Below are 26,825 nucleotides of genomic sequence, written 5' to 3' on the forward strand. Positions count from 1 at the left end.
CGTAGGTCGGACGGATGATCGCACGCCTCGCCGGATCCCTCGTCGAATCCACAGCCGACGCCGCAGTCCTCGATGTCGGCGGCGTCGGCTATCTCGTGCAGGCCTCCACCCGGACATTGTCGGCCCTGCCCCCTCACGGCGGCCACGTCATCCTCTTCACCGAAATGCAGGTGCGCGAGGATGCGATCACCCTGTTTGGGTTCGGATCGGCGGCCGAACGCGACTGGTTCCGCCTGCTTACTTCGGTTCAGGGAGTCGGCGGACGCGTCGCGCTGGCGATACTCTCGGTGCTGGATCCGGCCGAATTGTCGCGGGCGATCGCGGCGGGCGACAAGGCCATGGTCGCGCGCGCCAATGGCGTCGGCCCCAAGCTTGCCCAGCGCATCGTGATGGAGTTGAAGGACAAGGCCGGCACGCCGGCGCTGGGAGGAGCGGCTTCCACGTCGCCCGCACCGAAAGGAAGCGCTGCCGCGGATGCGCTGTCCGCCCTTTCCAATCTTGGCTTCCGCCCGGCCGATGCCTCGCGCGCGGTCGATGCCGCGATCGAGGAGCTGGGCGAGGGCGCCAGCCTCGATGCGCTCGTCCGCCTCGCACTCAGGAAAGCCGCGCGCTGACTTTCTCCCAGGCGGCCGCAATCGCATCGGCCGTGATGTCCGCATCCTCCAGCGTCGTCGCGGACGAACTGACCGAGATCCGCATCACCCATTCGCCCCGCCAGCTCGATGCGCCGGCGAACAGCACCGCATCCTCCTGAATCTGCGCGATCGTGGCCAGAGTGGCGGCATCATCGTTGCCGAAGCGGAGGAGAAGCTGGTTGAGCTCGATCGGCGCGACGATCGTAATGCCGGGCGTGGCCTCCAAACGCTCGCCGATCCGGCCCGCCACCGCGCAGCAACGCTGCACCATTTCCGCGATCCCGCTCCGGCCGAACTGGCGGATCATCGCCCAGGTGGCAAAGCCGCGCGCACGACGGGACAGTTCGGGCACGAAGGCGGAAGGTTCCCGCTCGCTATCGGCGGCAGGCGGCAGATAGCTGGCGGAAAAGGCCATGGCGCGCTGATGCGCGGCCGTATCGCGCACGATCGCATAGCCGCAATCATAGGGCGTCTGCAGCCATTTGTGCCCGTCCGTCGCCCAGCTGTCCGCCCCCTCGACGCCCGCCGTCAGATGGCGGAGCGAAGGGCTCGCCTGCGCCCAGAGGCCAAAGGCGCCGTCGACATGCAGCCAGGCATCCGCCGCCCGCGCGAGCGGCACGATCTCGGCGAAAGGATCGCTGGCGCCCGTATTGATCTGGCCCGCCTGCGCGATCACGATCGTCGGGCCCTTGGCCACGAACAGGGCCTCGGCCAGCGCATCCGGCCGCATCCGCCCCGCCGCATCGGTCGCGATCGTGGTGACGCGTTGCGCCCCCAGCCCGAGAAACTTCAGGCCCGAAAACACCGTCGCATGCGCATCGGCACCGATCAGCACGTTGATGACGGGCGCACCGAACAGGCCATCCGCCTCGACATCCCAGCCCGCACGCCGCAGCACCTCGCTGCGCGCGGCCGCCAGGCAGACGAAATTGGCGATCGTGGCGCCCGTCACGAAGCCCATCGATGCGTCACCCGGAAGCCCCAGCAGATCGAGCAGCCACCCGGCCGCGACCGCCTCGACGGCGGACGCGGCAGGCGCCGCCAGCAGATTGCCCGCATTCTGGCCCCAGGCCGCCGTCAGCCAGTCGGCCGCCACGCCGGTCGGATGCGAATTACCGATCACCCAGCCGTAGAAGCGCGGCGCGGTGGAGGCACGAATTCCCGGCGTGGCTTTCGCCACCAGTTCCTCGAGGATGGCCGAAGCCTCGGCGCCCTTGTCCGGCAAGGGCGCCGCAAACGCCGCGAGCATCTCGCCATAACCGACGGTGGGCGTCGTCTCCGCCGCCGCGATCGCGCGACGATAGGCGATCGCCGCCTCCGCCGCCTTGCCCATCGCATCCCACCCCGTCTCGCTGCCCATCGCGCCCACCTTCCGTCCGCCGTTGCTCCTTTCTGCGCTCTAGCGTGGCGAAAGCATGGCGCATCCCGCCGCTTGCGCTGAAAAAGACGCGTGCCTCGGGGCCGAGCACGCGAAGCGCTTCCACCCCGAACGATCCGGCGATAGACGGAACAAATGTCGGACGAAGATTGCCTGCTCACCCCCGCGCGCCTGGCCGACGATGCCGACGCGGCTCTCCGCCCGAAAACGCTCGCCGAATTCGTGGGGCAGAAGGCGGCGCGCGACAATCTTCGCGTCTTTCTCGATGCCGCCAAGGCGCGTGGCGAAGCGCTCGATCATGTGCTCTTCTTCGGTCCTCCCGGGCTCGGCAAGACCACGCTCGCCCAGATCATCGCGCGCGAACTGGGGGTGGGTTTTCGCGCAACCTCCGGCCCGGTGATCGCCAAGTCCGGCGATCTCGCTGCCCTGCTCACCAATCTCGAGGAAGGCGATGTCCTCTTCATCGACGAGATTCACCGGCTCGCGCCTGCGGTGGAGGAGGTGCTGTATCCGGCGATGGAGGATCGTGCGCTGGATATCATGATCGGCGAAGGCCCCTCGGCCCGATCCGTGCGGATCGATCTGCCGCATTTCACGCTCGTCGGCGCCACCACGCGCCAGGGCCTGTTGACCACGCCGCTGCGCGATCGCTTCGGAATTCCCGTCCGCCTGCAATTCTACGATGTCGATGAACTGGAGCAGGTCGTCTCCCGCGCCGCGCGTCTGCTCGGCCTGCCCCTCACCTCGGATGGCGCGCACGAAGTGGCGCGTCGGTCGCGCGGCACGCCGCGCATCGCCGGCCGCCTGCTCCGGCGCGTCCGCGATTTCGCGCACGCCGCAGGCAACAAGACGGTCGACGCGCCTGCCGCCGATGCCGCGCTCACGCGGATGGAGGTGGACGCGCTCGGCCTCGACGCGATGGACCGGCGCTACCTGCTGATGATCGCGGATATCTATCGCGGCGGCCCTGTCGGCGTGGAAACGCTCGCCGCCGGACTGGGCGAGCCGCGCGACACGATTGAGGAAGTGATCGAGCCCTATCTGATCCAGCTCGGCCTCGTCGCGCGCACTGCGCGTGGCCGCTGCCTCACGGGCCGGGCCTGGACGCATCTGGGCCTGCCCCCTCCGACGGGCGCGCAGGACGGTTTGTTCGACGGTTGAAATGGATGCCTGCCTTCGCCGACATGACGAAGTGACAAAGGAAAAGGCCCGGCGGATCGCTCCGCCGGGCCTTTCTCGTTTCAGCCCCGAAGGCTGCCTCGCTCAGCGGCGATCGCCCATGAAGCGCAGCAGGAACAGGAACAGGTTGATGAAGTCCAGATAGAGCTGCAACGCGCCCATGATCACGGTCTTGCCGATCATCTCCGAGCCCTGCACCTGGAAGTACATGCTCTTGATGCGCTGGGTGTCATAAGCGGTCAGGCCCGCGAACAGCAGGACACCGACGAAGCTCACCACCAGATCGAGCGCGGACGACTTCAGAAAGAGGTTGATCAGGCTCGCGACGACGAGGCCAACCACACCCATGATCAGGAAGGTGCCGAAACCGGACAGATCCTTCTTTGTCGTGTAGCCGAACAGGCTGAGCCCCGCGAAGGCGGCGGCCGTCGCGAAAAAGGCCTGCGCTATCGAGGTGCCGGTGTAGACGAGCAGGATCGTCGAGAGCGACAGGCCCATCAGCACCGAATAACCCCAGAACAGGGCCTTTGCCGTGCTCTCGGTGATCCGGTTGATGCCAAAGCTCAGCCACATCACCAGGCCGAGCGGGGCAAGCATGACGATCCACTTCAGCGGGCCGCCGTTGATCACCATCTGGGCGGCATAGCTGTTGTTCCCGCCGTCGGTCGCGGTGTTATACGCGAACAGCAGGGCAACGATGCCGGTCAGCAGCACCGCCGACGACATATAGTTGTAGACCGAAAGCATGTACGACCGAAGACCCGCGTCGCGCGCGCCTGCGCCGATGCCGACACTGGTCGACTGGGCGGTCGTGCCCCAGGGGTCGGACCGATTTGCCATCTCGAAGAAACTCCTCCTGCGCCCGATCGGCGCTCCGCCGAATATCGGCCCGAACCGCGTCCGATTCAAGGGACGTGATGCGGATCCGGGCGCGACAGTACCACGCCGATCGCCGAATTGCTGGTGGCCGGTTGAATAGAGGCTTAAGGATAGCCGGCGGGAAATACTTGAGAAACACGAAATGATCCGGCTCTTCGCGGCGCTGAGGCCGCCTCCCGCGATGCGCGCGGCCCTGCGCACGCCAATGCACGGCCTTTCCGGTGCCCGCTGGCAGAGCGACGAACAACTCCACCTCACCTTGCGCTTCATCGGCGAGGTGGATCGCCACCAGATGGAGGATATCATCGCGGTGCTGGGCCATGTTCGCGGACCGTGCCTGGAGCTTGGCGCGCGCGGCGTGGGAGCGTTCGAGCACAAGGGACGCCCAAACAGCCTTTGGGCAGCGATGACGTCGTCACCGGAACTGGATCGCCTGGCGAAATCGGTGGATCGCGCGCTCGTCTCGGTCGGACTACCGACCGAAACCCGCGCGTTCCGGCCCCATATCACACTGGCCCGACTCGGGCGCATCGCAATGCCGGCCGATGATTGGCTCCGCGCCAATGCCGGCCTGCATGTCGAGGTCGCCCGCTTCGACTATCTTTATCTGTACGAAAGCATCCTCGGCCGGGATGGGTCGACCTATGTCGTTGTCGAGCGCTATCCGCTCGGGCGCGCGGCATAGCAACGCTCGGGCACGCCCCACTCCCCTTGCCTATCAGCGCGCGCGGCGTGCGTCAGGATGGCATCCCCCCAATCGGATGCGACGGCATCGGAAGACAAGAAAAAGGGGCCGGCGTTCCCGCCGACCCCTCTGTCTTTGACCGCCTTGTCGGCAGGCCAGGTCGATTACTGACCTGCGCCCGGACCGAAGGTGATCTCCACGCGCCGGTTCTGCGGCTCGCGGACGCCATCGGCCGTGTCGACCAGCGGGCGGCTCTCGCCGAACGCTTCCGTCGACATTGCGGTATCCGGCACGCCCTTCGAAGCGAGGTATGCCTTCACGGCATCCGCACGACGCTGCGACAGGCCCACATTGTACGAGTCCGAACCGGACTTGTCGGTGTGGCCGGCCAGCATGACCGAAGCCTGACCGGTCGTCGCATAGGCCTGGGCGGCGTTGTCGAGGATCGACGAAGCCTCAGGCGTGATCGCCGACTTATCCCAGTCGAAGAACACGATGAACGGTCCCGGAGTGGCCGGCGGCGGCGGCGGCGGCGGCGGCGGCGGGGGAGGCGGCGGGGGAGGCGGCGGCGGCGGCGGCGGCGGCGGTGCGGCCGGTTCGCCGAAGTTGTAGATCAGGCTCGCCAGCAGGCTGTGCGAGCGGAACTTCGCCTTGGTCTCGCCAGCGGCCAGTGCGTTGAAGGTGTTGCTCGCAACACGCACGCCATAGACGTTGAAGAAGCGATACTTGGCGCCGATGTCGATCTTGTCCGTGATCGGATAGAGGACGCCAGCCAGGACCTGCCATGCGAAGCGGCTGTCGCTGCCGTCGGCATAGGGAATGCCGCCGTACAGGCGATAGGAGTCATACTTCACACGAGCGATACCGGCACCGGCACCGACATAACCGTTGACCGAGTCATCCGCGCCGAAATTGAGCAGCGCGTTGCCCATGAAGCTGAGCACTTCGGTCGAGCCCGAAGCATAACCGAAATAGCGGCCGGCGGGCAGGCCACCGATAACGGTCGTGGTCTCATGGCCAGCGGCCTCGGCGCGCTTGTAGCCGACTTCGCCTTCAAGGCGGACCATGCCGAGATCGTAACCGACGACGCCGTCGATATCGAAACCGGTCTTGTGGTTGGCAGTTGCTGCCGGCGCCACCGCGCCAATATTGATCTTGGTATCTTCGACGATCATGCCGCCGCCTTCGATACCAACATACCACGCCTTGTCTTTGGCCATCGCCGGCGCTGCGAGCGCCGTGGAGGCCAAAACAGCCATCATGGCAATTCTGCGCATCTCAAACCCCTTTTCTGCACACTGCTCGTGGGGAGCAGCGCGGTTCCTACTCATCACCATGTCTTTACGCAAGGCGCAAGAACGTGGACTGTTGCCGAAATGTCCCCGCTGCACGGCTGCGCAATGGGTCTGGGACGGCGAACAATCCGCTAAACCCGGTTTATGCCAGTCGGTTTCATGCTTTGCGATATTTTTTAGGAACCAATCAAACCGTGTGTCCTTAAAGCCACAAGTATCGCGGCCAGCGCCCCGCGCGCCTCTGCGTCGACGATGGCCCCGCCGGCCGGATCGGATATGCCGGAAAGCCTCGGTCCCACGGTCTGTTCGCCGTCCACGACAATCGACGTGGCATGAACCGCCCCACTCCCCCAGCCGGAGGCACCGCACTCGATCCTGAGTTCGCTGTCCCGAAGGCGAAAGCTCATGCCCTCCCTCGCGGCCACGAAACGCCATCCGCCCGCCGTCCAAAGCGCGACGGCGCCCGCCTGCCCCGTCCAGTCCCCGGATGGCGCCGATCCGATGATCCACGTCGATCCGGGAGCCGGCGAGAGGGGCGGATCATTATCGCCGCTTCCTTCGACCACTCCGGCGACCAGCGCATCGAGCAGCGTGATCGCCTCGTTATGCAGCACTTCCTTCTGCGCCTGCCCCGCCTGGAGCAACGGCATGGAAAGGCGTGGCGTCGTCTCGCTCATGGTCAGGCTCCTGCAAGGATGAATGTCCGCGTCGCGGCCGGAAGAGAAATGCCGAAACGCCCCACCTGCGCGATCGAGACGGCAAGCGGGCTCGTGCCGGCCAGCAACCCCGCCGATTGTTCACCCGCCACAAGGTCGAAATGCGGCGCCACGCAGTCGATCACGCGGTCCATGCCGTCCCCCGAAAGGGTCAGGCGATAAAGCTCGCTGTCCTCGCCCAGCGATACATCGGTCCCGTCCAGCCATGCCCAGCCCTGGCGGCTGCGACGGATCCAGTTCAGGCGGATCGCGCCATCCGCAAGCCGGCTCGCGGCCAGCGCGACCGGGCATGGTGGCCGCAGACTCCGGCCAATCACATCCGTTTCGCGCATCGCGGGTGGCCCGACGGATCCTGTGGCGAGCGCCGTCATCCGGATCGTTCCACCGATCGTCGCCGTCGGAAGATCGATCGGCAGCAGGCGCTACCGTGCAGCAGCAAATGCGCCGCGATCGTCTCCACGATCATCGGCGTAACCAACGCCGCAGCGCGTTCCGGCCCCGATTGCGCATAGAGCGGCACGCCCGCCGCCCCCTCCGCCACGATCCGCACGGCGCGCTGGGCGATCGCATTGCCCAGATAGGCCTCGCGCACCTGCGCCTCATAGGATCGTGGCCACGCCCCACCGGCAACTCCGCCCACCGCACGCACAAGCGCCGGCCGCGCGGACGCCTCCGCCCGCCTCCCGAAAAGTCGCATGTCTGTCTCCTGGAAAGGCCCTTCCCACGCAGACCGGGAAGAAAGGGCCTGTGTATTGGGGGGCGATGCTGTCCCCCCGACCTCGCAGTCAGGAAAGACTGCGCACGCCCGGCCGCGTCTTCTTTCCCAGCAGCAATTCGGTGATCGCCCACACCATGGCGTCCGCCCGGTCGGGCGAACGTCCCGGCCCCTCATAGCCGCCGCCCAGCAGCAGCCCGGCCATCTCATCCTCCAGCGCGGTGAAGGCGCCGACGTGGAATATCCGCCCCCGCGCGTAGAGCGCCTGTACCGGCTCCGCCCGCGCCACCTTGCCGTGCGCCGCGTGGACGAGCAGCACGGGCAGCGTCTCCTCCGCCGCGCGCAGCACGCTCTCCACCATCGCCCCGCCATTATTCGCCTCGGCGATAATCCGGTCGGCCGACCAGCGCTCCGCCGCCCGCGCCACGGCGGCCGCCCAGCCTTCGGGCGAGGCGCCCTGGAGGCTGGCATCGTCCAGCACATAGGCGCAGCCATCGTCCCCCAGCCCGGCAACCACGATTCCGCATGCATCGCTCGTGGAACCTGCGCCGGCCGGCGGGTTCACGCCGATCACGATGCGCGACAAGGGCGGCGCCTCGCGGAGCCGGCACGCCTCGATCGCCGCCCGGCTCCACAATGCGCCTTCTATCTCTTCGATCAGTTCGCCATCCAGTTCCTGCCGTCCGAAGCGTGTTCCCGCATAATGCTCGGCCATCGTCGCCAGGAATGCCGGCGCCAGATGCGCCCGATTGTCCTGCGTACGCCCCCGCGTGATCGCGACCCCCGCCATACCGTTCAGCCGCCGCACCAGCGGCACGGCGCGCGGCGTCGTCGTCGCCACCACGCGCGGATGGGCCCCCAGGCGGAGCCCCATCGCCATATTGTCCCAGGCTTCCTCCCCGCGTGGCCATTTGCCGATCTCGTCGCACCAGGCGAAATGATGCTGCGGACCACGCAGGCTTTCGGGCTCGCCAGCCGAAAAGAGCGTGGCCTGCGCGCCATTGTCCCACGTCAGCCGGCGCAGCGAGGATTCCCATGTGATGCGGCCCGGATCAGGCGCGATTGCCAGCAGTCCGCTCTCGCCCTCGATCATCACGGCGCGCGCCTCCGCCAGCGAAGCACCGACGAGCGCGATTCTTGCCCCGCCATGCATCTCCGCCTGCATCCGCACCCATTCTGCACCGGCACGGGTCTTGCCGAAGCCACGCCCCGCCAGAATGAGCCAGGTCCGCCAATCGCCTTCGGGGGGCCATTGCGCGGCGCGCGCCGCATAGTCCCAGCGCCCGATCAGGCCGATCAGTTCGCGCGCCACGCCTCCCAACCGTGCGCGATCCCGCTTATCCAGCGCCGCGATCCGCTCTGCCACGGAAGCGCCTTCGGGCAATGTCGCCGCCGGATCCTGCACGCCCCCGATGATGTCCAGAATCGCCTGCGTGCGCGTCCAGGGTCCTCCGGGAAAAGCCGTCATCCCGCGCCCCCCAGACGCCGGTTCATCTCCCCGAGCTTCGCGATCAGCGCCGCCTCGGCCTCCGCCAGGCCGATCGGCGCGGGCGCGGCCTCGCCGGTCACGGCCGAACGATGCTGCTTCAGGAGAGCAAGCGCCAGCGCGTCCGAATATTCGCGCGTCGTGCCAACCTTCTGGCCGCGCTCCCACTTGTCCTTGCGCACGCCGTTCAGCGCCCGATCCAGCAGGTCTGTTTCCAGCCGCACATAGCCTTCACGCAACGCGGCGCCCCAGGCCGCCCGGAAGGAATCGGACGCCGCGCGCTTCTTATAGACATTCGCGGGCGACAGGCCCGATGCCCGCGCCGCCGCGCGCACATTCGCCGTCCGGCTCAGCGCCTCCAGAAACATGGCTTCGCGCCTGGCGGACCATTTCACCGTCCGGGGCACCTGGCTCTTCACGGTGGCACGCCCCCGCTCCGGCCCGTTCGTCTGCGCTTTCCGCGCCGTCAGGGCGCACGGCTTCGCCGCCGGTCGCGCACCCGCGCTCCGCTTCCCTTCGTCCATCGCTGTCTCCAGAACCGGAAAGGCATATCGCCCCGGACCGCGCCTCGAACGGCGGATCCTCGCGGCGCCGGGCCAGGCCGTCGGCGCATTTCTCCAGCGTTCCTTTTCCCTAGCCGATCAGCGGCGCGCTGTCAAGCATTTGTTCGCTATTTGTTCTAGATCGCGCCTTGACCCGCCCTCACGAGGAGAGCGGGCCTCGGCACGCCGGTCGGCTGGATCAGAAGGCGACGCCGATGGCGGCGACCACGCCTGCCTTGGCGACATTCTTGCCCGAGAAATCGACCGCCTCGCCCTTCTTGAAGTCGGTATCGACATAGGCGACCGAGAAGGTCAGGTTCTTCCAGGTGTAGGCCGCCGTCAGGCTCCAGTCGGTATAGTTCTTCAGGCCCGCCGTCAGGTAGCTGCGGCCCCAGCTCTCGCCCAGATGCGCGGTCAGCGTCACGCCCGTATTCGGGATGCCGCCCGAAAGCTCGCCATAGGTGTAGAGATTGTCCTCGCGCGCGCTGGAGCACAGGCCGCAGCTCAGCGCGTGCTGCTTCCACGAATAATTCAGGCCGACCTTGCCGGTCACCGGGCCGAAGGTGCGCGAAACGTTCGCATAAGGCTCGAAAAAGTCGGTGTTCCCGCTCGGGCCGGGATAGTAATAATAGAGCAGGCCGACATCCACGGTCGTCCCGTCGAACGTCTTCTTGTAGCCGCCGTACAGATCGATTTCCTGATCGCTGCCCGCCGCGACATAATCGTCGATCGAAGAACCCCAGGTGCCGATGTAGAAGCCGCTCGAATGGCTGATGCCGATCGTGCCCTGGATCGCCGGATTCTTGTCCGTCTGCGAAACGCCGCGGAAGCGATAGTCGCTGGTCAGTGTCGCGCCGCCGGTGATGGTGAAATCGCTGGCCGGCGCATCCTGCGCCAGCGTCGGCGCCGCAAGGAAGGCAGCCGCCAGAATCGTGGAGCCGACGAGAATCGAGCGCATGGAAATCCCTTTCGTGAGTTTCGTCACGTTCCGCTGCGCGCCGGATGCGTCCTCTCCTCTGCCTCCCAAGGGAGCGGGGGGACTGCGTTCCGACACAGGGCCATTGGCGCAATATGTTGCTGAGTACAACAAGGGGTGAGGCGAAACTCCTCATTAGTCTCACGGTACGTTGCGTTTCAGCAACAGTCTGGAAATGAACCCGGCCGGTGGGGCGCCTGCGTCAGAGCCTCCCCATTCCGGCTTCCAGATCGGCGATCAGATCGTCAGCATCCTCCAGCCCGATGTGCAGGCGAATGAAGGCGCCTTCGCCCGTCCAGCGGCGCGCCGTGCGAATGGGGCTCGGGTCGATCGGCAGAGCGAGGCTTTCATAGCCGCCCCAGGAATAGCCGATGCCGAAATGGCGCAGGCCATCGATGAAGCGTGTGCGCGCCGCATCGGCGGCCTGCTTCAGCGAGAAACTGAACAGGCCGGAGGAGCCCAGGAAATCGCGTCGCCACAATTCGTGTCCAGGGCAGGAGGGCAAAGCGGGATGCAGCACCACGCCCACTTCGGGCCGCCCCTCCAGCCAGCGTGCGACCTTGAGCGCGCCGGCCTCGTGCGCGCGCAGGCGCAATTCCATCGTCCGCAGCCCTCTCAGGCACAGAGCCGCATCGTCCGGCGCCACCACCTGCCCCAATCCCTGGCTGGTCTTGCGCACCGTCTCGAAGAAGCCCGCGCGCGCGGTGGTCGCACCCATCATCAGATCCGAATGGCCGCCGACATATTTGGTAAGCGCCGTGATCGCGATGTCCACGCCGCATGCGATCGCCGGCAGCATCAGCGATGTCGCCCATGTATTGTCGATCAGCGAGACGATCCCCGCCTCGCGCGCCCTCGCCGCGATTCCGGGCACGTCCTGAACCTCGAACGTCAGGCTGCCGGGGCTTTCGAGGAAAACCGCCTTCGTCTTCTCTCCGAACAGGGCCGCCACCTCGTCGGCGCCCGCCTGCGGATCGTAGAAGCGCGTCGTCACGCCGATCTTCCGCAGGATCCCGTTGCACACGGCGCGCGTCGGCTCATAGGCCGAATCGACCATCAGCAATTCGTCGCCCGGGCTCAGCACCGCCAGCAGCGAGGTCGCCACCGCCTGCGCGCCCGAAGAGTGGAGCACCGTTCCCGCCGCACCCGGCTCCAGTGCGGTCAGCGCCTCCGCCAGCGCCCATTGTGTGGGCGTTCCGCGCCGCCCGTAATATAGGCCGGAATCGGGGTTTCGCGCCGATGCACGCAGGTGGGCGACATCGTCGAACAATATCGTGGACGCCCGCCATACCGGTGGATTGACGATGCCGCGGGTCCATTCCTTGCGCCGTCCCGCGGTCACCAGTCTGGTCGCGGGGCGATCCTCCGTTCCGTCGCTCACGCCACGCTTTCCTTGGGCGTCCCGGGCAGCGCTCCCCACTCGCTCCAGGATCCGTCATACAGCGCCCAGTCGGCCTTGCCCGTCAGCGCCAGCCCAAAGAGCAGGATGGATGCCGTGATGCCCGAGCCGCATGTCGTCACCACCGGCCGTTCCAAATCCACGCCGATCGCGCGATATTCCTCGGCGACGGCGCCCGGCGCCTTCCAGTTTCCATCCGCCTCGAACAGGCGGCCATAAGGCAGGTTGGCGGCGCCGGGCATGTGGCCCGATGCCACGCCCGGCCGCGGATCCAGCTCGGCTCCGCTGAACCGCGCCGCCGATCGCGCATCCACGATCTGCGCGCCCTCGTCCGCGTCCAGCATCGCCGTCACCTGCGCGACGTTGCGCGCCAGAGCCGGCATGAACCGCGCCTTCGCGTCGCCGCCACCCGGCTCCACCACCGGGCCGGTCTCGATCGCCCGCCCCTCCGCCTTCCAGCGGGCGAACCCGCCATCGAGCAGGGCCACGCGGGTCAGCCCAAACAGACGGAACAGCCACCAGGCGCGCGCGGCCGTCTTGTGCGGGGCCTGATCGTAGAGGATCACCGCATCGCCTTCGTTCACGCCCAGCGCGCGAAGCCGCTCCTCGAATTGCGCGGCGGGCGGCGCCATGCTCGGCAGCGGATTGGCCGCATCGGCGAGATGCTCGAGATCGAGGAACAGTGCCCCCGGAATATGGCCGGCCTCGAAATCGGCGCGCGCGTCGCGGTCCGGTTCCAGCGCATAATAAGTGGCGTCGATGATCTTGGCATCGCCGTTCGCGGCGATCCAGGCGGGGGTGACGAGCATGTCCATGGCCCGCACAATAGAAGCTGTGCCGGCGGAGCGCGACCCGGCTTGATCGCGCGCGTAACCCCTCGTTGACCTATGTCCCCTAGACGATGGGCCATGAAGTCCCGGCATCTTGCCCGCGCCACGGCTCTGGCCCTCTTCGCCCTCCTGGTCTGCGTGGGTGCGCTGGAATTGCCCGAGTGGACCAAGCCCCTGCCATGCCGGCGCGTGGGAGATCGAATGATCTGCTGACGGCTGCGGCTCGCCCGATGACGCGCGCGCCGCGATCGCCTACATGGTGGCCATGAGCCTCACCCATCTCGGCCAGTCATCGGCCCTGCCCGCCTCGCCCGAAGCGGCGTCCCTCGATTATGTCCCCAATCCGCGCACCGGCCGCCCTTATCTCGTCCGCTTCACCGCGCCGGAATTCACCTCGCTCTGCCCGGTCACCGGCCAGCCCGATTTCGCGCATCTCGTAATCGATTATGCGCCCGCCACCACGATCGTGGAATCGAAGTCGCTCAAGCTGTTCCTCGGCAGCTTCCGCAATCATGCCGCCTTCCACGAGGATTGCACGGTCGGCATCGGCGAGCGGCTCTTCGCGGAAATGCAGCCGCTGTGGCTGCGCATCGGCGGCTATTGGTATCCGCGCGGCGGCATCCCGATCGATGTCTTCTGGCAGTCGGGGCCCGTTCCCGAAGGCCTGTGGCTTCCCGATCAGGGCGTGCCCACCTATCGCGGGCGCGGCTGAACCAACCGTCTTCCCTTCCGTTGGGTTGGGGTACAGTCGAGAACCCACAGCATCGAGCCCAGTCGAGATGCGCCGCCACAGGAATTGCCGCATGAAGCTGCCCCTCCTCATCGCCGCCGTGCTCACGGCCTCCCCGCTCGTCGCGCAGACGCCGGATTCGGCGATGCGCTACAGCCGCCAGATGGCCGCGCTTACCGAGATCCAGCGTTATGCCGCGCTCCGCCGCGCTATCCAGGATAATGGTCTGTGGTGCCCCCGCGTGACGGCGGCCGCCTTCCAGCAGACGCACAAGAATCTCGCCATGTGGGTCGCACGCTGCGGCGCCATCACGCCGCCGAAGAAAACGCTCGCCGGCACCATGCCCAGGTCAAGCGAAACCTACGGCGTCTTCATCGGTCCGGACGGCTCCGTCCAGGCGGGGCAATGCTCGGAAATCGGCAAGGTCAACTGGCCCGCCTGCCGCCGGCTTCCGGCGCCCCCACCCCCGAAAAAGGGCTGACCGCCAAGACGCGAGCCCGGAAAGACCGCCCGGCGTCGCGCCGGCCGGGCGGTTTCAGGCTCAGGCGCCCGGCGCCACCGCCACGACGATGCCCGGCTCCTTCGCCTCGCTCAGATTCAGGTGATAGCTCCCCGGCTTCAGCGGAAAGGTCACGATCTTGCGGATACCGGAGCAGGCCGGCCCATGGCCGTGCGCGGCGGAGTCCACCTCGTCCATCGTCCGTCGCACCGCGATCCACGCGGCTTGCGAAAGCGCGATGCGATAATCACCCGCCTTCGCCACGGTCCGCAGCCAATGGCCCTCATAGGTTCCCGGCTTGAAAGGCCGCTCGCCTTTCGCGGCAGAGGATTCGGCCGACTTCATCGTCAGCGCCACGGCCTTGCCGAGCGCCGGCGCGCCGGCCTCCGGTTTTCCGAAGCTCTCGAAGCCCGGCACGATTTCCGCCCTCACGCACACCGGCTCGGCTCCGGCCGATTGTTCGGGTGCCTGCGCGCATGTCGCGGCAAAGGGCGCGAGCGCCGCGAAAGCCAGAAGCCGGCTCATGCCAGTTTGATCTCGCGCAGCCGTTCGTAGAGATAATCGTGCGCCGTGATCGGCGGATAAAGGTTCGGCCGGTCCGGGCCAACGCACTGCGGCAGCGTCTCGATCAGATAATCGGGCCGGAAATGGAGGAAGAAGGGCATCGAATAGCGCGCGAAACCGCGCCGTTCGGGTGCCGGATTCAGCACCCGATGCGTGGTGGAACGCAGCACATTGTTGGTCAGGCGCTGGAGCATGTCGCCCACGTTGATCGCCAGTTCGCCGGGCTTGGGCTGCACCGGCAGCCAGTCGCCGTTGCGGTCCAGCAGTTCGAGGCCGGCTTCCTCCGCGCCCAGCAGCAGCGTGATCGTGTTGATGTCCTCGTGTGCGCCGGCGCGAATGCTCGGGCCGTCCGGCCCCATCGGCGGATAATGGAGCAGGCGCAGCACCGAATTGCCATTCTCGATCGTGGCGTCGAAGAAATTGGCGGGCAGGTTCAGATAGCGCGCGATCGCCGTCAGCAGTCGCCGGCCCGCATCCTCCAGCGCATTGTAGAGCGCCAGCTCCGCCTTGCGAAAACCCTCAATCTCTTCGGGCCACACATTGTCCGGCATCACCTCGCGCAGCGGATCTCCTGCGGGCAGCTCACGCCCGACATGCCAGAATTCCTTCAGGTCATGCGCCTTGGCGCCCTTCGCCGTCTCGATCCCGAACGGGATATAACCGCGCTGTCCCCCACCACCGGCATTCGCATATTTGCGCTTCACCTCGTCCGGCAGCGCGAAGAAGGCCTTCGCCTTCGCATCGGCATCCGCGATGATTTCGGGAGGCACGCCATGATCGGAGACGATCGCGAAGCCGAAACGCTCGAAGGAACCACCCAGCGCCTGCGCGAATCCGATCGGATCGCGTGCCTCGTCGGCAAGGCTCACGGTGGGAACGGTGGGTTTGTCTAGGGTGGTAGCCATGGCGCGAATGTAGGCCCGGCCGGTGCGACCGTCGAGAGCGGCGCGAAGCCCCCGTTCAGCGCTGCTGGCGTACGGAGAAGGTTAGCGTGCGCATCCGCCCGTAGATCGCGATTCCGGCCTGCACACTGATGCCCGGAGCGGTCGTCCAGAGGGCCGCATCCTCTCTCCTCGATCGCACGGGCTCCGGCGCCGCGCCGCCCAGTACGGGAGAAACCACCTCCGCCACGTCCGCGCCTCTCAGCTTCGTCGCGGCCGTACCGGCAATCTGGCAGACGCGCTGCAACGGTCCCGAATCGATCGTGGTGAGAAACAGCATCATCCCGTCCTTGCGAAAGGCGCGCGGCAGGCTCATCGGCAGGTCCTTCGGATCGCCCCGCACGGTCAGCTTGCTGTCCTGCCAGCCTTGCTCTGTCGCCTTCCTCGCAATCGTGTCGAAATCGGGAAAGGCCGTCAGGCACGTGTCCCGAAACGCCTGCAGATAAGGCGACGGATCGTCCCCCGGCGCAGGCGCCGCGAGTGCGGCTCCCGGGAGGACAGCCCCCGGGAGGACGAGGGCAGCGAAAATCGCGATGGGCAGGATGCGCGGCAAGGGGAAACCTCCGAATGATCGGTCTCCCCTAGGGTGCAGGCCCTAACCGGCCGTGAAGGCGGTCAGCGCTTGAACAGTCCCCCCAGCAGGCCACGCAGCAACTGGCTCCCCAATTGCCCGGCCACCTGGCGCCCGACGGATGAGGCCACCGATCGCGCGGCCGACTGGATCACCTTGTCGGTCAGCGTCGGCTTGGCCGCCTCGCGCTCGGCCGCGATTCGCGCGCGCTCCTCGGCCTTGGCCTGGGCCGCCGCCGCGCGCTCCGCTTCCTTGTCGCGGCGGGCCTGCTCGGCCGCGTCCAGCTTCGCCTGCGCCGCCGCCGCCTTGGCGGCTTCGGCCTGCTGTTTCGCCAGTTCGGCATCGGCCCTGGCCTTCTCCGCCGCCGCCTTCGCATCCCCCGCCTTCTGCGAGAGGATCTCGGCCGCGCTCTCGCGATTGACCGGCGTGTCATACTTGCCCGCCACCGGAGAGGTGGAGATCATCACCGCGCGCTCCTTGTCGGTCAGCGGCCCGACGCGCGAGCAGGGCGGCCGGATCAGCGTGCGCGAAACGGGCGCCGGCGCGCCATCCGGCAGCAAGAGCGAGACAAGCGCCTCGCCCACCTTCAGCTCGGTGATCGCGCTTGCCACGTCCACACCCGGATTGGCCCGGAAGGTCTGCGCCGCAGCCGTCACCGCTTTCTGCTCGCGCGGCGTGAAGGCGTTGAGCTTGTGCTGCACGCGATTGCCCAGCTGGCCGGCCACATCATCCGGCACGTCGATCGGGTTCTGCGTGATGAAATAGACGCCCACGCCCTTCGATCGGATCAGGCGCACCACCTGTTCCACCTTGTCGATCAGGGCGGGCGCGGCATCGTCGAACAACAGGTGCGCCTCGTCGAAGAAGAAGACGAGCTTGGGCTTGTCCGGATCGCCCACTTCGGGAAGCGTCTCGAACAGTTCGGAAAGCAGCCAGAGCAGGAAGGTGGCGTAAAGCTTCGGCGCGGCCATCAATTTGTCGGCCGCCAGCACGCTGATCGTGCCGCGCCCGGCATCGTCGATCAGCATCATGTCCTTCACGTCCAGCGCCGGCTCACCGAAGAAGCCGTCGCCGCCCTGCGCCTCCAGCTGGAGCAACTGGCGCTGGATCGTGCCGACGGTCGCGCGCGTGACATTGCCATATTTGGCGGAAAGGTCGGCTGCATTCTCGGCCGCCCAGGCCAGCATCGCCTGCAGGTCGGAAAGGTCGAGCAGCAGCATCCCCTGCTCGTCCGCCACCTTGAAGACAAGGTTGAGCACGCCTTCCTGCACTTCGTTCAGAGCCATCAGCCGGGCGAGCAGCAACGGCCCCATTTCGGAGATGGTGGTGCGCACGGGATGGCCCGCCTGGCCGAAGAGATCCCAGAAGACCACGGGATTGTCGACATAGGTCCAGTCGGTCATGCCGATTTCGGCCGCGCGCTTGGTGAAGGCCTCATGCGCCTTGGCGGTGGGCGATCCGGGCATGGCGAGGCCAGAAAGATCGCCCTTCACGTCCGCCACGAACACCGGCACGCCCGCCTTCGAAAAGCCTTCGGCCAGCCCCTGCAGAGTCACCGTCTTGCCCGTGCCCGTCGCCCCCGCGATCAGTCCGTGGCGATTGGCGCGCTTCAGCTCCAGCGTCTGTCGCTCGCCCCTCGCCGTCGCGCCGACGAAAAGCCCGGTCTGATCGGTCATCGCATGCTCCTTCTTGCCGCTCCCGTTTGCGCCGGAGCCGCCGCCAAGTCGAGCCGGACGCGCGCCCCTTCACACCAGTTTACGACCGGCATGTCCGCCGCATGTCGGGATCATCGAAATCCCCAATCAGCTGTTAACACCATCATCCCATCGGCCGTTAACCGATATCCGATACGATGCCGGGATGGTCCCGATCCTCTCGCTCCTGCTGGCTCTTTCGCCCGCGCATCCGATCGTGGATGGCGAGATCGGCAAGCCGGTGTCGGAAAGGATCGCCGGATCGCTGCCTGCCGAGCGCCAGACGTCGCCTGCGAAAGGGGCCAGCCCGGCCCATCAGCCCGCGCGCATCTCGCTGCGCGCGAACGACAGCGGGGTCGTCCGCGTCAGGCTCGCGCTCGCGCCGAACGGCACGCCCACCGCCTGCACAGTCGTAAAGAGCGTCGCGCCGGAGCTGGATCGGGCAACATGCGAAGGCATCATGGATCGCGCCCGCTTCGAGCCGGCACCAGACGGAGAGCGCGGCGCACTGTTCGCCGAACGCGCCGTTACCTGGTGGCGGTAGCGATTCCGTCCGCCACCGCCCCATGATCGCCGGCGGGCCTATTTGCCCGCCAGATCGACCCCCAGATATCGCGCCGGTCGGTTGCCCCGCTGCACGAGCAGCAGCACCGTCTTGAGGCCGGACTTCTGCGCAGCCTCCACGGCGCCCGCCGCTTCCGCAACGGTGGTCACGCGGCGCTGACCCACCGCGACGATGATATCCTTGGGCTGGAGACCCTTGCTCGCCGCGTCGCTGGAAGGATCAACCGAGGTAATAACCACACCCCCCGTCGTGTCCGGCACGCCCAGCTGGCGCGCTATGCCGGGGCTCATCGCCTGCAGCGTCACGCCCAGCGCATTCTTGATGGAGGGCGTCTCCTGGCCATTGCCGAGAGGACCGTCATCATCGTCATCGCCGTCGGCGCTGGCGAGCTGGTCTTCGGGCGGGCGCTGGCTGACGACGGCGGTGGTCGTCATCTTCTTGCCGCCGCGGATATAATCCACCGGCACGCGGCTTCCGACAGGCAGCCCGGCGACGATGAAGGAGAGCGTGTTGTCCGGCGTCACGTCGGTGCCGTTCACCTTCACGATCACGTCGCCCTGCTGGATGCCCGCGCGCGCGGCCGGCTGTCCGGGCTCGACGCGCGCAACGATCTCGCCCACGTCCTTAGGCAGGCCGAGGCCGGCGGCGATATCGTCGGTCATCGGCTGGATGACGACGCCGAAATAGCCGCGCTTGGGCGCCTCGCCCTTCATCAGTTGCAGGATGACGGGTTTGGCCTGCTCGGCCGGAATCGCAAAGCCGATGCCCACATTGCCACCGGTCGGCGAATAGATGGCGGTGTTGATGCCGATCACGTTGCCGTTGAGGTCGAACATCGGGCCACCCGAATTGCCCTGGTTGATCGCCGCGTCCGTCTGGATGTAGCGATCATAGGGGCCGGCACCTATGCTGCGGTGGATCGCCGAGACGATGCCCGCCGTCACGGTACCGCCCAGCGCGAAGGGGTTGCCGATCGCGACCACCCAGTCGCCGACGCGCGCCTTGGTGGAATCGCCGAACTGCACGAAGGGCAGTCCCTTCGCGTCGATCTTCAGCACCGCGAGATCCGAGGTCGGATCCTTCGCCACGATACGCGCCGTATATTCCTTGCGATCGGTCAGCGTCACCTTGATCGACGAGACCGTAACCTTGCCCTGCTCCGTCGGCACGCCGGAGACGACATGGTTGTTGGTGACGATGTAGCCGTCTTCCGAAATGATGAAGCCGGAGCCGAGCGACACAGCCTCGCGCGTCTGCGGCTGGTTGCCTTGGCCACCCTGACCACCCTGACCACCAAAGCGACGGAAGAAATCGTCGAATGGCGTCCCGGCGAACGGATTCTGCTGCTGGCGAACCTGCACCTTCTGGGTGGTGGAGATGTTCACCACCGCCGGCTGAAGCTTGGCGGCAAGATCGGCGAAGCTCATCGGCGCGCCGCGCGGGGCGACAGCGGCCATCTGCGAGGGGGCATTCTGCGCTACCTGCGCGCCAACCGGCTGCTGCAGGGTCACGGTGGCAGCCGCACCGCCGAGAAGCATGGCGGCGGTGATGGCATAGGCGTATCGCACTTGGGCAATCCTCCTGGGAAATATACGCCCGGCCGTGAAACTGGAGCGTCGGGCGACGGTGAGAGACTGTTGCTTTTGCCCTGAACCTATTTTGAACGGCGAAGGATCCGTATTTCCCGAATCTCGGCCCGCCCGGCGAGGCGCCCGCCTTGTCCGGCGTCCCCGACAACGGGACCACCGGAAGTCAGGATCGCGGCCGGCCGGCGAGGCTGGGTTCGGCTATACCGAAGCCCGCCTCGTCATTTCCCGCCCTTGAACTGGCGCAGATATTCGCTGTCCGGCGAAAGGATGATCTGGCTGCCCCCACGCGGCTGATCGTCATCCGTGCCGAAGGTGGTGCGATAGCTCTGCATCGCGCGGTAGAAATCGTAGAAGGCCGGATCCTTGCCATAGGCTTCGGCATAGGTGCGGGCCGCGCTCGCATCGGCCTCGCCCATGATGATCTGCGCCTCGCGCCGCGCGCCGGCCTCGATCGACTTGGCCTCCTGCTGGCGCGCGGTGCGCATCCGGTTGAAGGCGCTCTCCAGCGGCGCGCCATCGGGCAGATCGGCGCGCTTGATCCGCACGTCAACGATCTCGGCGCCATATTGGCGCGCCACGCGGGCGACGGCGGAGCGTATGTCCTCCATCATCTCGCCGCGCTCGGGGCTCAGCAGATCCTTGAAGGGCCGCTTGCCCAGTTCGTTGCGCAACGCCGAGCCCAGGATGGGCTTCAGCGCCTCGCCCACGCGCCGCTCGCTGCCGGCGGAAACGAACATCCGCACCGGATCGACGATCCGGTAACGGGCGAAGGCGTCCACTTCCAGCCGCAGCTGATCGGTCGAAAGCACGGCCTGCCGCTGCATGTCGAAATCCAGCACGCGCTTGTCGACCCAGACGACCGATTCCATGAAGGGAATGCGGCTGACGATGCCCGCGCCCGTCCGGCCGAATTCCTCTTTCGGATCATAGCCGTTGGCGATCCGCTTCGGCAGGCCGAAGCGCAGGATCAACGCCTGCTTGGTCTCCGGCACCACGATGAAGATGCTCGCCAGAAAGCCGAACAGCACGAGAAGCAGGCCCGCCCAGAAAAGCGGGCTGCGACGGATGGCGTCCACGAAGCTCACTTGCCCGCTCCCTTCGGCGGAAGCGGCAGATAGGGGGTCACACCCGAAGCCTCGAGGATCGTCTTGTCGGTCTTGGCCAGCACCTTCTCCATCGTCTCGTAATACATGCGGCGGCGCGTCACCTCCGGAGCCAGCTTATATTGCTGGTAGACCGAATCGAATGCCGCGGCCTCGCCCTGCGCCTGCGCCGTCTTCTGGGTGGCATAAGCGCGCGCCTGGTTCAGATAGGATTGCGCCTGCTGCTGCGCGGCGGACACTTCCTTGAACGCGTCCATCACTTCGCCCGGCGGATCCGCCTGCTTGATCGCCACGCCCTGCACGGCGACACCGGCGCGATATTCATCCAGCAGTTCCTGCATCCGCTGTGCCACGCGCTGTTCGATGATCGCGCGCTGCGGGCCGATCGCGGCATTCAGCGTCACGTTCGAAATCTGCTCGCGCATCGCGCTTTCCGCCACTTCGCGGATCGTGCCATCGGGATCGGCCAGCTCGAACATGTAGAGTTCGGGATCGCGGATATTCCAGCGCACTGAATAAGCGAGATCGATCATGTTCTCGTCGCCGGTCAGCATCAGATTCTGGCCGTTCGCGCCATCGGCGCCGCTCTCGATGTCGATCACGTGGATATTGTCGACGTCGATCTTGCGAACGATTTCGATCGGCGCGGGCATGGAGAAGCCCAGGCCCGGCTGCAGCATGCCCACATATTTGCCGAAACGCGTGATCACGCCGCGCTGCTGCGGGCCGATCGTGTGCGCGCTGGTCAGCGCGACCCAGAGGAGGAGGATGCCGAGCACGCCCCACAGCCAGATCGATCCGCCGGGAAGCTGCGGGAGTCCACCGCCGCCGCCGCCGAAACGTGCCCGCCCGCGCCGGACGAGCGCATCCAGTGCGGAAGGGCCTGGCTTGCCCGAGGGCTGCTTGCCTCCACCGGACCACGGGGTGCGCGGCGGTCCGCCGCCTCCACCGCTCCCGCCGTCTCCGCCGGAACCGCCGCCCCAGGGGCCGCCTTCGTTCAACACCGCACCGGTTACGCCGGCCTGCCCGCTTGCATCCATGAAGAGCCTTATAGGTGCCGGGCTTGCGGAAAAACAGTGCTTGGGCGGGCGAATGCTCCTAACCGGCCCCGATGAGCGATCGCGACCCCCTCCTTTCCGCCCTCGATACCGTGCCCGATCCCGTAACCGGCAAGGGCCTCGTTACCTCCGGCCGCGCCTCCGCCGCGCGCCTCGAAGGCAGCCGGGCCGATGCGATCGTGGATGTGGCGGGCCTTGCGGCAGGCGATCGCGCCGCACTGGAATCGGCCGCGCGTGCCGCGCTGCTCGCGGTGCCGGGCGTCACGGAGGCGCGCGTGCTGCTCACCGCCGACAGGCCCGCGCGCCGCATCGTGGCGATCGCCAGCGGCAAGGGCGGCGTGGGCAAGTCCACCGTCGCCGCCAATGTCGCCGTCGCCCTGGCGCGGATGGGCCGCAAGGTCGGCCTCGTCGATGCCGACATTTATGGCCCCTCGCAGCCCCGCCTCTTCGATGCGCATGACCGGCCGGACGCGAAGGACAAGATCATGTTCCCGGTGCCCACGCGCTGGGGCGTTCCGATCCTGTCGATGGGCCAGCTGATCGAGCCGGGGAAGGCGATCGCCTGGCGTGGACCAATGGCGGCCGGCGCGCTCAGCCAGCTTGTCGATGCGCATTGGGGCGATACCGAATTGCTGATCCTGGATCTCCCCCCCGGCACGGGAGACGTGCAGTTGACGATGATCCAGAAGCATCGCCCTGTCGGCGCGATCATCGTGTCGACGCCGCAGGATCTGGCGCTGATCGATGCCACGCGCGCGATCGATCTCTTCTTCAAGGCCGACATTCCCGTGATCGGCCTTGTCGAGAATATGGCAGGCTATGCCTGCCCTCATTGCGGAGAGATCTCCGATCCTTTCGGCCAGGGCGGTGCCGAGGCGGAAGCGCAGGCGCTCGGCCTGCCCTTCCTCGGCCGTATTCCACTGGCGCGCGGCATCCGGAGCGCGTCCGACGCGGGCACGCCTCCCGCCGCAGGCGACGATGCCGATGCCGCCCCCTTCCGCGCGATCGCCGAAAGGCTCGATGCGTGGCTGAACCCTTCGCCCTCACCGGTGTTCTAGTCGATACCTCCGCCCCAAAACCGTTGGTGCCGGGCCCGTCAAAAAGCCGTTCTCCATCGCCACGCGGCCAGAGTGCCCGAAACGAAGGGAGAGGCTTGAAAGGAACTGAATCCGATGCCGCTCACCGCCGATGCCGATATCGCCGCACTTCTCGCCGAAACCCGCACCATCGCGGTGATCGGCGCGTCGGATCGGCCCGATCGCCCCAGTTGGGGCGTGATGCGCGTGCTGCAGGACTGGGGCTATCGCATCCTGCCCGTAAACCCGCAGATCACCGGCGAGCACGTCCATGGCGAATATGTCTGGCGCGATCTCGATCAGATTGGTGAGCCGATCGACATGGTCGATGTCTTCCGCCGCCCGGCGGCCGCGGGAGAGGCGGTGGACGCCGCCATCGCGGCCGGAGCGAAATCCGTGTGGATGCAACTTGGCGTCATCAATGCGGAAGCCGCCGCGCGCGCCGAAGCTGCCGGGCTCAGGGTCGTGATGGATCGCTGCCCGGCCATCGAGCTTCCCCGCCTGAACGTACCGAAAGTCGCAGATCGCTAGACCCCGGGGTCCTCTTCGCGGCGGCCGGGAAGCGGAAGGATTGCGATTGGGATTGGGATCAGGCTCAATCGTTCGCCATCAGCCATGTGCGGCCGGCCGATTCGGACAGGAAGAATTCCCGCTGGGTGATCGCGGCGACACGGCGCATCTGGCTCTTGAGGAGGCTGGACGCGACGACGATCGCGACCCGATCCTCCGCCTCGTAAAGCCGATCCGTCCAATATTGGATGCGCTCGGCCACGGCGGCGGACTGGACGACCGCCTGGCGCAGATCGACCAGGACACGAACCCGCCGTCTCGCCCTGCGAATGGCGAGCAGCATGTGTTCAAGCCGCTCGAAATGCCCGTCGAGATAGTCGAGCCGCCAGCTGCCGGCACCGTCGACCCGCACGATCGAGCCTTCGTCCGCGATGCTGATCTCCACCACCTCAACCATGCCTTGCCGCCCTGCCCGATCCGGCATCCTTTCAGGCCGGTCCGGGCCTAATGGCACGATAAGGTCAACAACTTCTTCACAGCGCCGCCCCCATTCAGCGCAGCAGCAGGCGAACCGCATTTCCGGAGAAAATCAGCGCCGCGAAGAAGGCGCCCGTCGCCGCCATCGCCGGCGCACACCACACGAGCACGCCGATCACGATCAACGCCATTCCCATTGCCAGCAGCGAGGATCGGCGAAGCACCAGCCACATCGGCACGAAATGCGCGCCCAGCAGCACCAGCACGGCAGCGACGGCGCGCGCTTCCTGGCCCGCACCGCTCAACTGCCAGCCGTAAAGCAGCGCCGCCACCGCGGTCACGACGTGGATCCGCCTCACCCAGCGGGCAGCCAGGGGATCCAGCGGCTCGGGAGCGACCGCTCTCGCGCGCAACCGCCGCACCGCGATCATGGCGAGCCCGATGGCGAGGATCAGGAATGCGATCGCGGGCGCCACCGATACGCCGCCACTCGCCATGATCGAGACGATCGCCCAGCCCGCGCCATAGACGGCATGGATCAGGGCGATGCGCAGCATGTCGCCGCGCGGCGCCAGCCTGCCTTGCAGCATCAGCGCTTCACATCGGCCGCATGCGCGCGCTCGGCGAGCCGCTCCAGCGCGGCGGGATGCAAGGCCCGCCCGCTGGCAAGGATACCGAACACCTCCGGCACAGGCTTGTTGAAACGGATCGGCCGGCCGAGCGGATCAGTCACGGCGGCGCCCGCCTCCTCCGCGATCAGCGCGGCGGCGGCGATATCCCACTCGCCACCCCAGCGCAGGCTGGCACAAAGGTCCGCCTGATCGCTCGCCACCATCGCGATCCGGAGCGCGATCGAGTTGGGCCGCTCCACCGACAACAGATCCTCGTCCACCCTCGGCAGAGTATCGGCCGGCACGCGCGCGCCGGGAAGCTGCGCGCATGTGCTCGCCGTCAGCGGCTCGCCGTTCAGCGTCGCGCCTTTTCCGGCGGCCGCGATCCACGTCTCTCCCCGCGCCGGGGCCTCCAGCACGCCCACGATCGGCCGCCCGCCTTCGACGAGCGCGACGGAAACCGCCCAACCGGGCCGCCCGCGCAGATAATCACGCGTCCCGTCGATCGGATCGACCACCCAGATGCGGGCGGCCCCCAGCCGCTCGGGGCTGTCGGCGGTCTCTTCGGAAAGCCAGGCGGCGTCCGGATCGATCGCGCCCAGCCGCTCGAACAGCAGCGCATCCACCTCCAGATCGATTTCGCACACCGGATGTCCGGGCACCTTGTCCCACTGCCGATAGGAATCCGTCGCGCGTCGTGCCGCGAGCGCACCCGCCTCCCGGGCGGCATCCGCGATCGCGGCGATCAGATCGGCGTCAGGCGCCGGCAACGGTCATCCCGTCGATGCGGATGGTCGGCACGTCGTGCGCCCGGCGGAAGACGAGGTCGTCGGCCACGCTCATGTTCAGGAACATGTCGGCGAGATTGCCCGCCACCGTCATCTCGGCGACCGGCTCGGCCAGCTTGCCGTCGCGGATCGCGAAGCCCGATGCGCCCCGGCTATAGTCGCCCGTCACCATGTTGACGCCCTGGCCGATCAGTTCGGTCACGAACAGGCCGAGCTTGATGTCGGCGATCAGCTCGTCGACCGACACCTCACCCCTGTCCAGATAGAGATTGCTCGTGCCCGCACCCGGCGCTCCTGCGCCGCCGCGCGTGGCGTGGCCGGTGGGCGCCATGCCGAGCTGGCGGGCCGAAGCGCTGTCCAGCAGCCAGGTCGTCAACACGCCGTCGTCGATCAGGTCGATCGCGCGCGTCGGCAGGCCCTCGCCATCGAACGCACGACTGCGCAGGCCGCGCGGCCGGTGTGGATCGTCACGCAGGTGAAGCCCGCGCGCGAAAACCTGCTCGCCCAGCTTGCCCAGCAGGAAGCTCGTCTTGCGTGCGATGGCGGAGCCCGTCACCGCGCCCGCCAGATGGCCGATCAGGCTCGATCCCACGCGCGGATCGAATATGACCGGCATCGCGCCCGAAGCGAGCTTGCCCGGATTGAGGCGTGCCACCGTGCGTTCGCCCGCGCGGCGCCCGATCTGCTCCGGCGCTTCCAGATCGGCCAGATGGCGCGACGAATGATAGCCATAGTCCCGCTGCATGGCAGCGCCCTCGCCGCCGATCACGCTGGCGGACAGGCCATAGCCCGTCGAGGAAAAGCCCCGCGCGAAGCCGGTGCTCGTCGCCAGCGCCATGCTCGTGCGCCCCGCGCTGGCGCCCGCGCCCTCGCTGTTGGTCACGCCGGCCACGCCACGGGCCGCTTCCTCGGCCGCCAGCGCCAGGGCGCGCAGCCGATCGGGGGCGGGATCGTCGCCATCGTCGCCGTCGATCTCCGGCGCGACGCCGCTCAACAGCAGCTCGGGCGGCGCAAGCCCGGTAAAGGGATCCTCGGGCGCCTCGCGCGCCATCGCCACCGCGCGCTCCACCAGCGCCGCGATCGCGTCGTCGGACAGGCTCGAAGAGGAGACGCTCGCGGATCGCTGGCCCACGAACACACGCAGGCCGATCTCTTCCCCGTCCGATCGTTGCACATCCTCCAGCAGCCCCAGCCGCACCTGCACCTGCGTGCTCTCGCTGCGATAGTAAACGGCATCGGCGGCATCGGCGCCGGCGCGACGCGCGGCCTCGACAAGGGCGGCGACACGGTCTTCGGTGGCGGAAGTCATGCGAAGCCCTTAGGCACCTCCGCCG

30 protein-coding genes are annotated in these 26,825 nt (G+C 67.3%); 8 read left to right on the forward strand and 22 right to left on the reverse strand.

Annotation, left to right across the window (positions count from 1 at the left end):
• Positions 1–14: 14 nt before the first annotated feature.
• Positions 15–614 carry a Holliday junction branch migration protein RuvA gene (gene ruvA, locus DI605_RS01955; protein WP_293968431.1) on the forward strand — a complete coding sequence of 200 codons (600 nt, stop codon included), beginning with the start codon at positions 15–17 and terminating at the stop codon, positions 612–614.
• Here the strand turns inward: ruvA and DI605_RS01960 are convergent.
• Positions 595–1,995, reverse strand: a complete 1,401-nt coding sequence (locus DI605_RS01960; protein ID WP_293968433.1) for a pyridoxal-dependent decarboxylase — start codon at positions 1,993–1,995, stop codon at positions 595–597. The genes ruvA and DI605_RS01960 overlap by 20 nt on opposite strands.
• A 153-nt stretch (positions 1,996–2,148) precedes the next feature.
• Here DI605_RS01960 and ruvB point away from each other — a divergent pair, with 153 nt between their 5' ends.
• The gene (gene ruvB, locus DI605_RS01965; protein WP_293968435.1) at positions 2,149–3,174 is read left to right on the forward strand and encodes a Holliday junction branch migration DNA helicase RuvB; all 1,026 of its coding nucleotides are present in this window, start codon (positions 2,149–2,151) and stop codon (positions 3,172–3,174) included.
• Between the two features lie 102 nt (positions 3,175–3,276).
• Here the strand turns inward: ruvB and DI605_RS01970 are convergent, their stop codons facing one another.
• Positions 3,277–4,032, reverse strand: a complete 756-nt coding sequence (locus DI605_RS01970; RefSeq protein WP_293968437.1) for a Bax inhibitor-1/YccA family protein — start codon at positions 4,030–4,032, stop codon at positions 3,277–3,279.
• 181 nt (positions 4,033–4,213) lie between these two features.
• On the opposite strand from DI605_RS01970, the gene thpR reads away from it, so the two are divergent.
• Complete coding sequence (gene thpR / locus DI605_RS01975; protein WP_293968439.1) at positions 4,214–4,756, forward strand: RNA 2',3'-cyclic phosphodiesterase; 543 nt, start codon at positions 4,214–4,216, stop codon at positions 4,754–4,756.
• A 164-nt stretch (positions 4,757–4,920) separates the two neighbouring features.
• Here thpR and DI605_RS01980 read toward each other — a convergent pair whose 3' ends face one another.
• The 9 genes from DI605_RS01980 to DI605_RS02020 all read right to left on the reverse strand — a co-directional run bounded on the left by DI605_RS01980 (position 4,921) and on the right by DI605_RS02020 (position 12,694).
• Entirely contained in the window at positions 4,921–6,033 is a 1,113-nt protein-coding gene (locus DI605_RS01980) for an OmpA family protein (RefSeq protein WP_293968440.1), read from the reverse strand.
• 194 nt (positions 6,034–6,227) lie between these two features.
• Entirely contained in the window at positions 6,228–6,728 is a 501-nt protein-coding gene (locus DI605_RS01985) for a DUF2793 domain-containing protein (protein ID WP_293968442.1), read from the reverse strand.
• A 2-nt stretch (positions 6,729–6,730) separates the two neighbouring features.
• Positions 6,731–7,138: a hypothetical protein gene (locus DI605_RS01990; RefSeq protein WP_293968444.1), complete on the reverse strand. Its 408-nt coding sequence runs from the start codon at positions 7,136–7,138 to the stop codon at positions 6,731–6,733.
• Positions 7,135–7,464, reverse strand: coding sequence for a hypothetical protein (locus DI605_RS01995; protein WP_293968446.1), 330 nt, complete (start codon positions 7,462–7,464; stop codon positions 7,135–7,137). Before DI605_RS01995 ends, DI605_RS01990 begins: the two co-directional genes overlap by 4 nt.
• 88 nt (positions 7,465–7,552) lie before the next feature.
• The gene (locus tag DI605_RS02000) at positions 7,553–8,950 is read right to left on the reverse strand and encodes a terminase family protein (protein ID WP_293968448.1); all 1,398 of its coding nucleotides are present in this window, start codon (positions 8,948–8,950) and stop codon (positions 7,553–7,555) included.
• Entirely contained in the window at positions 8,947–9,492 is a 546-nt protein-coding gene (locus DI605_RS02005) for a hypothetical protein (protein ID WP_293968449.1), read from the reverse strand. The genes DI605_RS02000 and DI605_RS02005 overlap by 4 nt, the downstream gene beginning before the upstream one ends.
• A gap of 217 nt (positions 9,493–9,709) precedes the next feature.
• Positions 9,710–10,468, reverse strand: coding sequence for a TorF family putative porin (locus tag DI605_RS02010; protein ID WP_293968451.1), 759 nt, complete (start codon positions 10,466–10,468; stop codon positions 9,710–9,712).
• A gap of 220 nt (positions 10,469–10,688) precedes the next feature.
• The gene (metC, locus tag DI605_RS02015; protein WP_293968453.1) at positions 10,689–11,867 is read right to left on the reverse strand and encodes a cystathionine beta-lyase; all 1,179 of its coding nucleotides are present in this window, start codon (positions 11,865–11,867) and stop codon (positions 10,689–10,691) included.
• The gene (locus DI605_RS02020; RefSeq protein ID WP_367120018.1) at positions 11,864–12,694 is read right to left on the reverse strand and encodes a sulfurtransferase; all 831 of its coding nucleotides are present in this window, start codon (positions 12,692–12,694) and stop codon (positions 11,864–11,866) included. Before DI605_RS02020 ends, metC begins: the two co-directional genes overlap by 4 nt.
• 286 nt (positions 12,695–12,980) lie before the next feature.
• Here DI605_RS02020 and queF point away from each other — a divergent pair, with 286 nt between their 5' ends.
• Together queF and DI605_RS02030 are read left to right on the forward strand one after the other, a co-directional pair.
• Entirely contained in the window at positions 12,981–13,427 is a 447-nt protein-coding gene (gene queF, locus DI605_RS02025) for a preQ(1) synthase (protein WP_293968878.1), read from the forward strand.
• Between the two features lie 91 nt (positions 13,428–13,518).
• Positions 13,519–13,926 carry a hypothetical protein gene (locus DI605_RS02030; RefSeq protein ID WP_293968455.1) on the forward strand — a complete coding sequence of 136 codons (408 nt, stop codon included), beginning with the start codon at positions 13,519–13,521 and terminating at the stop codon, positions 13,924–13,926.
• Between the two features lie 60 nt (positions 13,927–13,986).
• On the opposite strand, the gene DI605_RS02035 is transcribed toward DI605_RS02030, so the two are convergent.
• From DI605_RS02035 to DI605_RS02050, 4 genes are all read right to left on the reverse strand, one after another.
• The gene (locus DI605_RS02035) at positions 13,987–14,469 is read right to left on the reverse strand and encodes a hypothetical protein (RefSeq protein ID WP_293968457.1); all 483 of its coding nucleotides are present in this window, start codon (positions 14,467–14,469) and stop codon (positions 13,987–13,989) included.
• Positions 14,466–15,413, reverse strand: coding sequence for a 2-oxoglutarate and iron-dependent oxygenase domain-containing protein (locus tag DI605_RS02040; protein WP_293968459.1), 948 nt, complete (start codon positions 15,411–15,413; stop codon positions 14,466–14,468). The genes DI605_RS02035 and DI605_RS02040 overlap by 4 nt, the downstream gene beginning before the upstream one ends.
• 55 nt (positions 15,414–15,468) lie before the next feature.
• Positions 15,469–16,002: a hypothetical protein gene (locus DI605_RS02045; RefSeq protein ID WP_293968461.1), complete on the reverse strand. Its 534-nt coding sequence runs from the start codon at positions 16,000–16,002 to the stop codon at positions 15,469–15,471.
• 62 nt (positions 16,003–16,064) lie between these two features.
• Positions 16,065–17,696: a helicase HerA-like domain-containing protein gene (locus tag DI605_RS02050; RefSeq protein WP_293968463.1), complete on the reverse strand. Its 1,632-nt coding sequence runs from the start codon at positions 17,694–17,696 to the stop codon at positions 16,065–16,067.
• A gap of 184 nt (positions 17,697–17,880) precedes the next feature.
• Here DI605_RS02050 and DI605_RS02055 point away from each other — a divergent pair, with 184 nt between their 5' ends.
• A complete protein-coding gene (locus DI605_RS02055; protein ID WP_293968465.1) occupies positions 17,881–18,258 on the forward strand; it encodes a TonB family protein in 378 nt (125 codons plus the stop codon).
• A gap of 38 nt (positions 18,259–18,296) precedes the next feature.
• Here DI605_RS02055 and DI605_RS02060 read toward each other — a convergent pair whose 3' ends face one another.
• From DI605_RS02060 to hflK, 3 genes are all read right to left on the reverse strand, one after another.
• The gene (locus tag DI605_RS02060; protein WP_293968467.1) at positions 18,297–19,847 is read right to left on the reverse strand and encodes a Do family serine endopeptidase; all 1,551 of its coding nucleotides are present in this window, start codon (positions 19,845–19,847) and stop codon (positions 18,297–18,299) included.
• A gap of 239 nt (positions 19,848–20,086) precedes the next feature.
• Positions 20,087–20,905: a protease modulator HflC gene (hflC, locus tag DI605_RS02065; RefSeq protein ID WP_293968880.1), complete on the reverse strand. Its 819-nt coding sequence runs from the start codon at positions 20,903–20,905 to the stop codon at positions 20,087–20,089.
• Positions 20,906–20,949: 44 nt separating this feature from the next.
• On the reverse strand, positions 20,950–22,011 hold the full coding sequence (hflK, locus tag DI605_RS02070; protein WP_293968469.1) for an FtsH protease activity modulator HflK: 1,062 nt from the start codon (positions 22,009–22,011) through the stop codon (positions 20,950–20,952).
• Positions 22,012–22,082: 71 nt separating this feature from the next.
• Between hflK and DI605_RS02075 the strand changes: the two genes are divergently transcribed.
• The gene (locus tag DI605_RS02075) at positions 22,083–23,087 is read left to right on the forward strand and encodes an Mrp/NBP35 family ATP-binding protein (protein WP_293968471.1); all 1,005 of its coding nucleotides are present in this window, start codon (positions 22,083–22,085) and stop codon (positions 23,085–23,087) included.
• 114 nt (positions 23,088–23,201) lie between these two features.
• Entirely contained in the window at positions 23,202–23,636 is a 435-nt protein-coding gene (locus DI605_RS02080) for a CoA-binding protein (RefSeq protein ID WP_293968473.1), read from the forward strand.
• Between the two features lie 64 nt (positions 23,637–23,700).
• On the opposite strand, the gene DI605_RS02085 is transcribed toward DI605_RS02080, so the two are convergent.
• From DI605_RS02085 to DI605_RS02100, 4 genes are all read right to left on the reverse strand, one after another.
• Positions 23,701–24,072, reverse strand: a complete 372-nt coding sequence (locus tag DI605_RS02085; protein ID WP_293968475.1) for a hypothetical protein — start codon at positions 24,070–24,072, stop codon at positions 23,701–23,703.
• Between the two features lie 94 nt (positions 24,073–24,166).
• Positions 24,167–24,682 (reverse strand): hypothetical protein, encoded by a 516-nt coding sequence (locus DI605_RS02090; protein WP_293968477.1) that lies wholly within the window; start codon positions 24,680–24,682, stop codon positions 24,167–24,169.
• Entirely contained in the window at positions 24,682–25,473 is a 792-nt protein-coding gene (locus DI605_RS02095) for an inositol monophosphatase family protein (protein WP_293968479.1), read from the reverse strand. The genes DI605_RS02090 and DI605_RS02095 overlap by 1 nt, the downstream gene beginning before the upstream one ends.
• Positions 25,460–26,800: a metallopeptidase TldD-related protein gene (locus DI605_RS02100; RefSeq protein WP_293968481.1), complete on the reverse strand. Its 1,341-nt coding sequence runs from the start codon at positions 26,798–26,800 to the stop codon at positions 25,460–25,462. The genes DI605_RS02095 and DI605_RS02100 overlap by 14 nt, the downstream gene beginning before the upstream one ends.
• Positions 26,801–26,825 lie beyond the last annotated feature (25 nt).

The sequence above is a fragment of the Sphingomonas sp. genome (assembly GCF_003248515.1).
Classification (GTDB): Bacteria; Pseudomonadota; Alphaproteobacteria; order Sphingomonadales; family Sphingomonadaceae; genus Sphingomonas_I.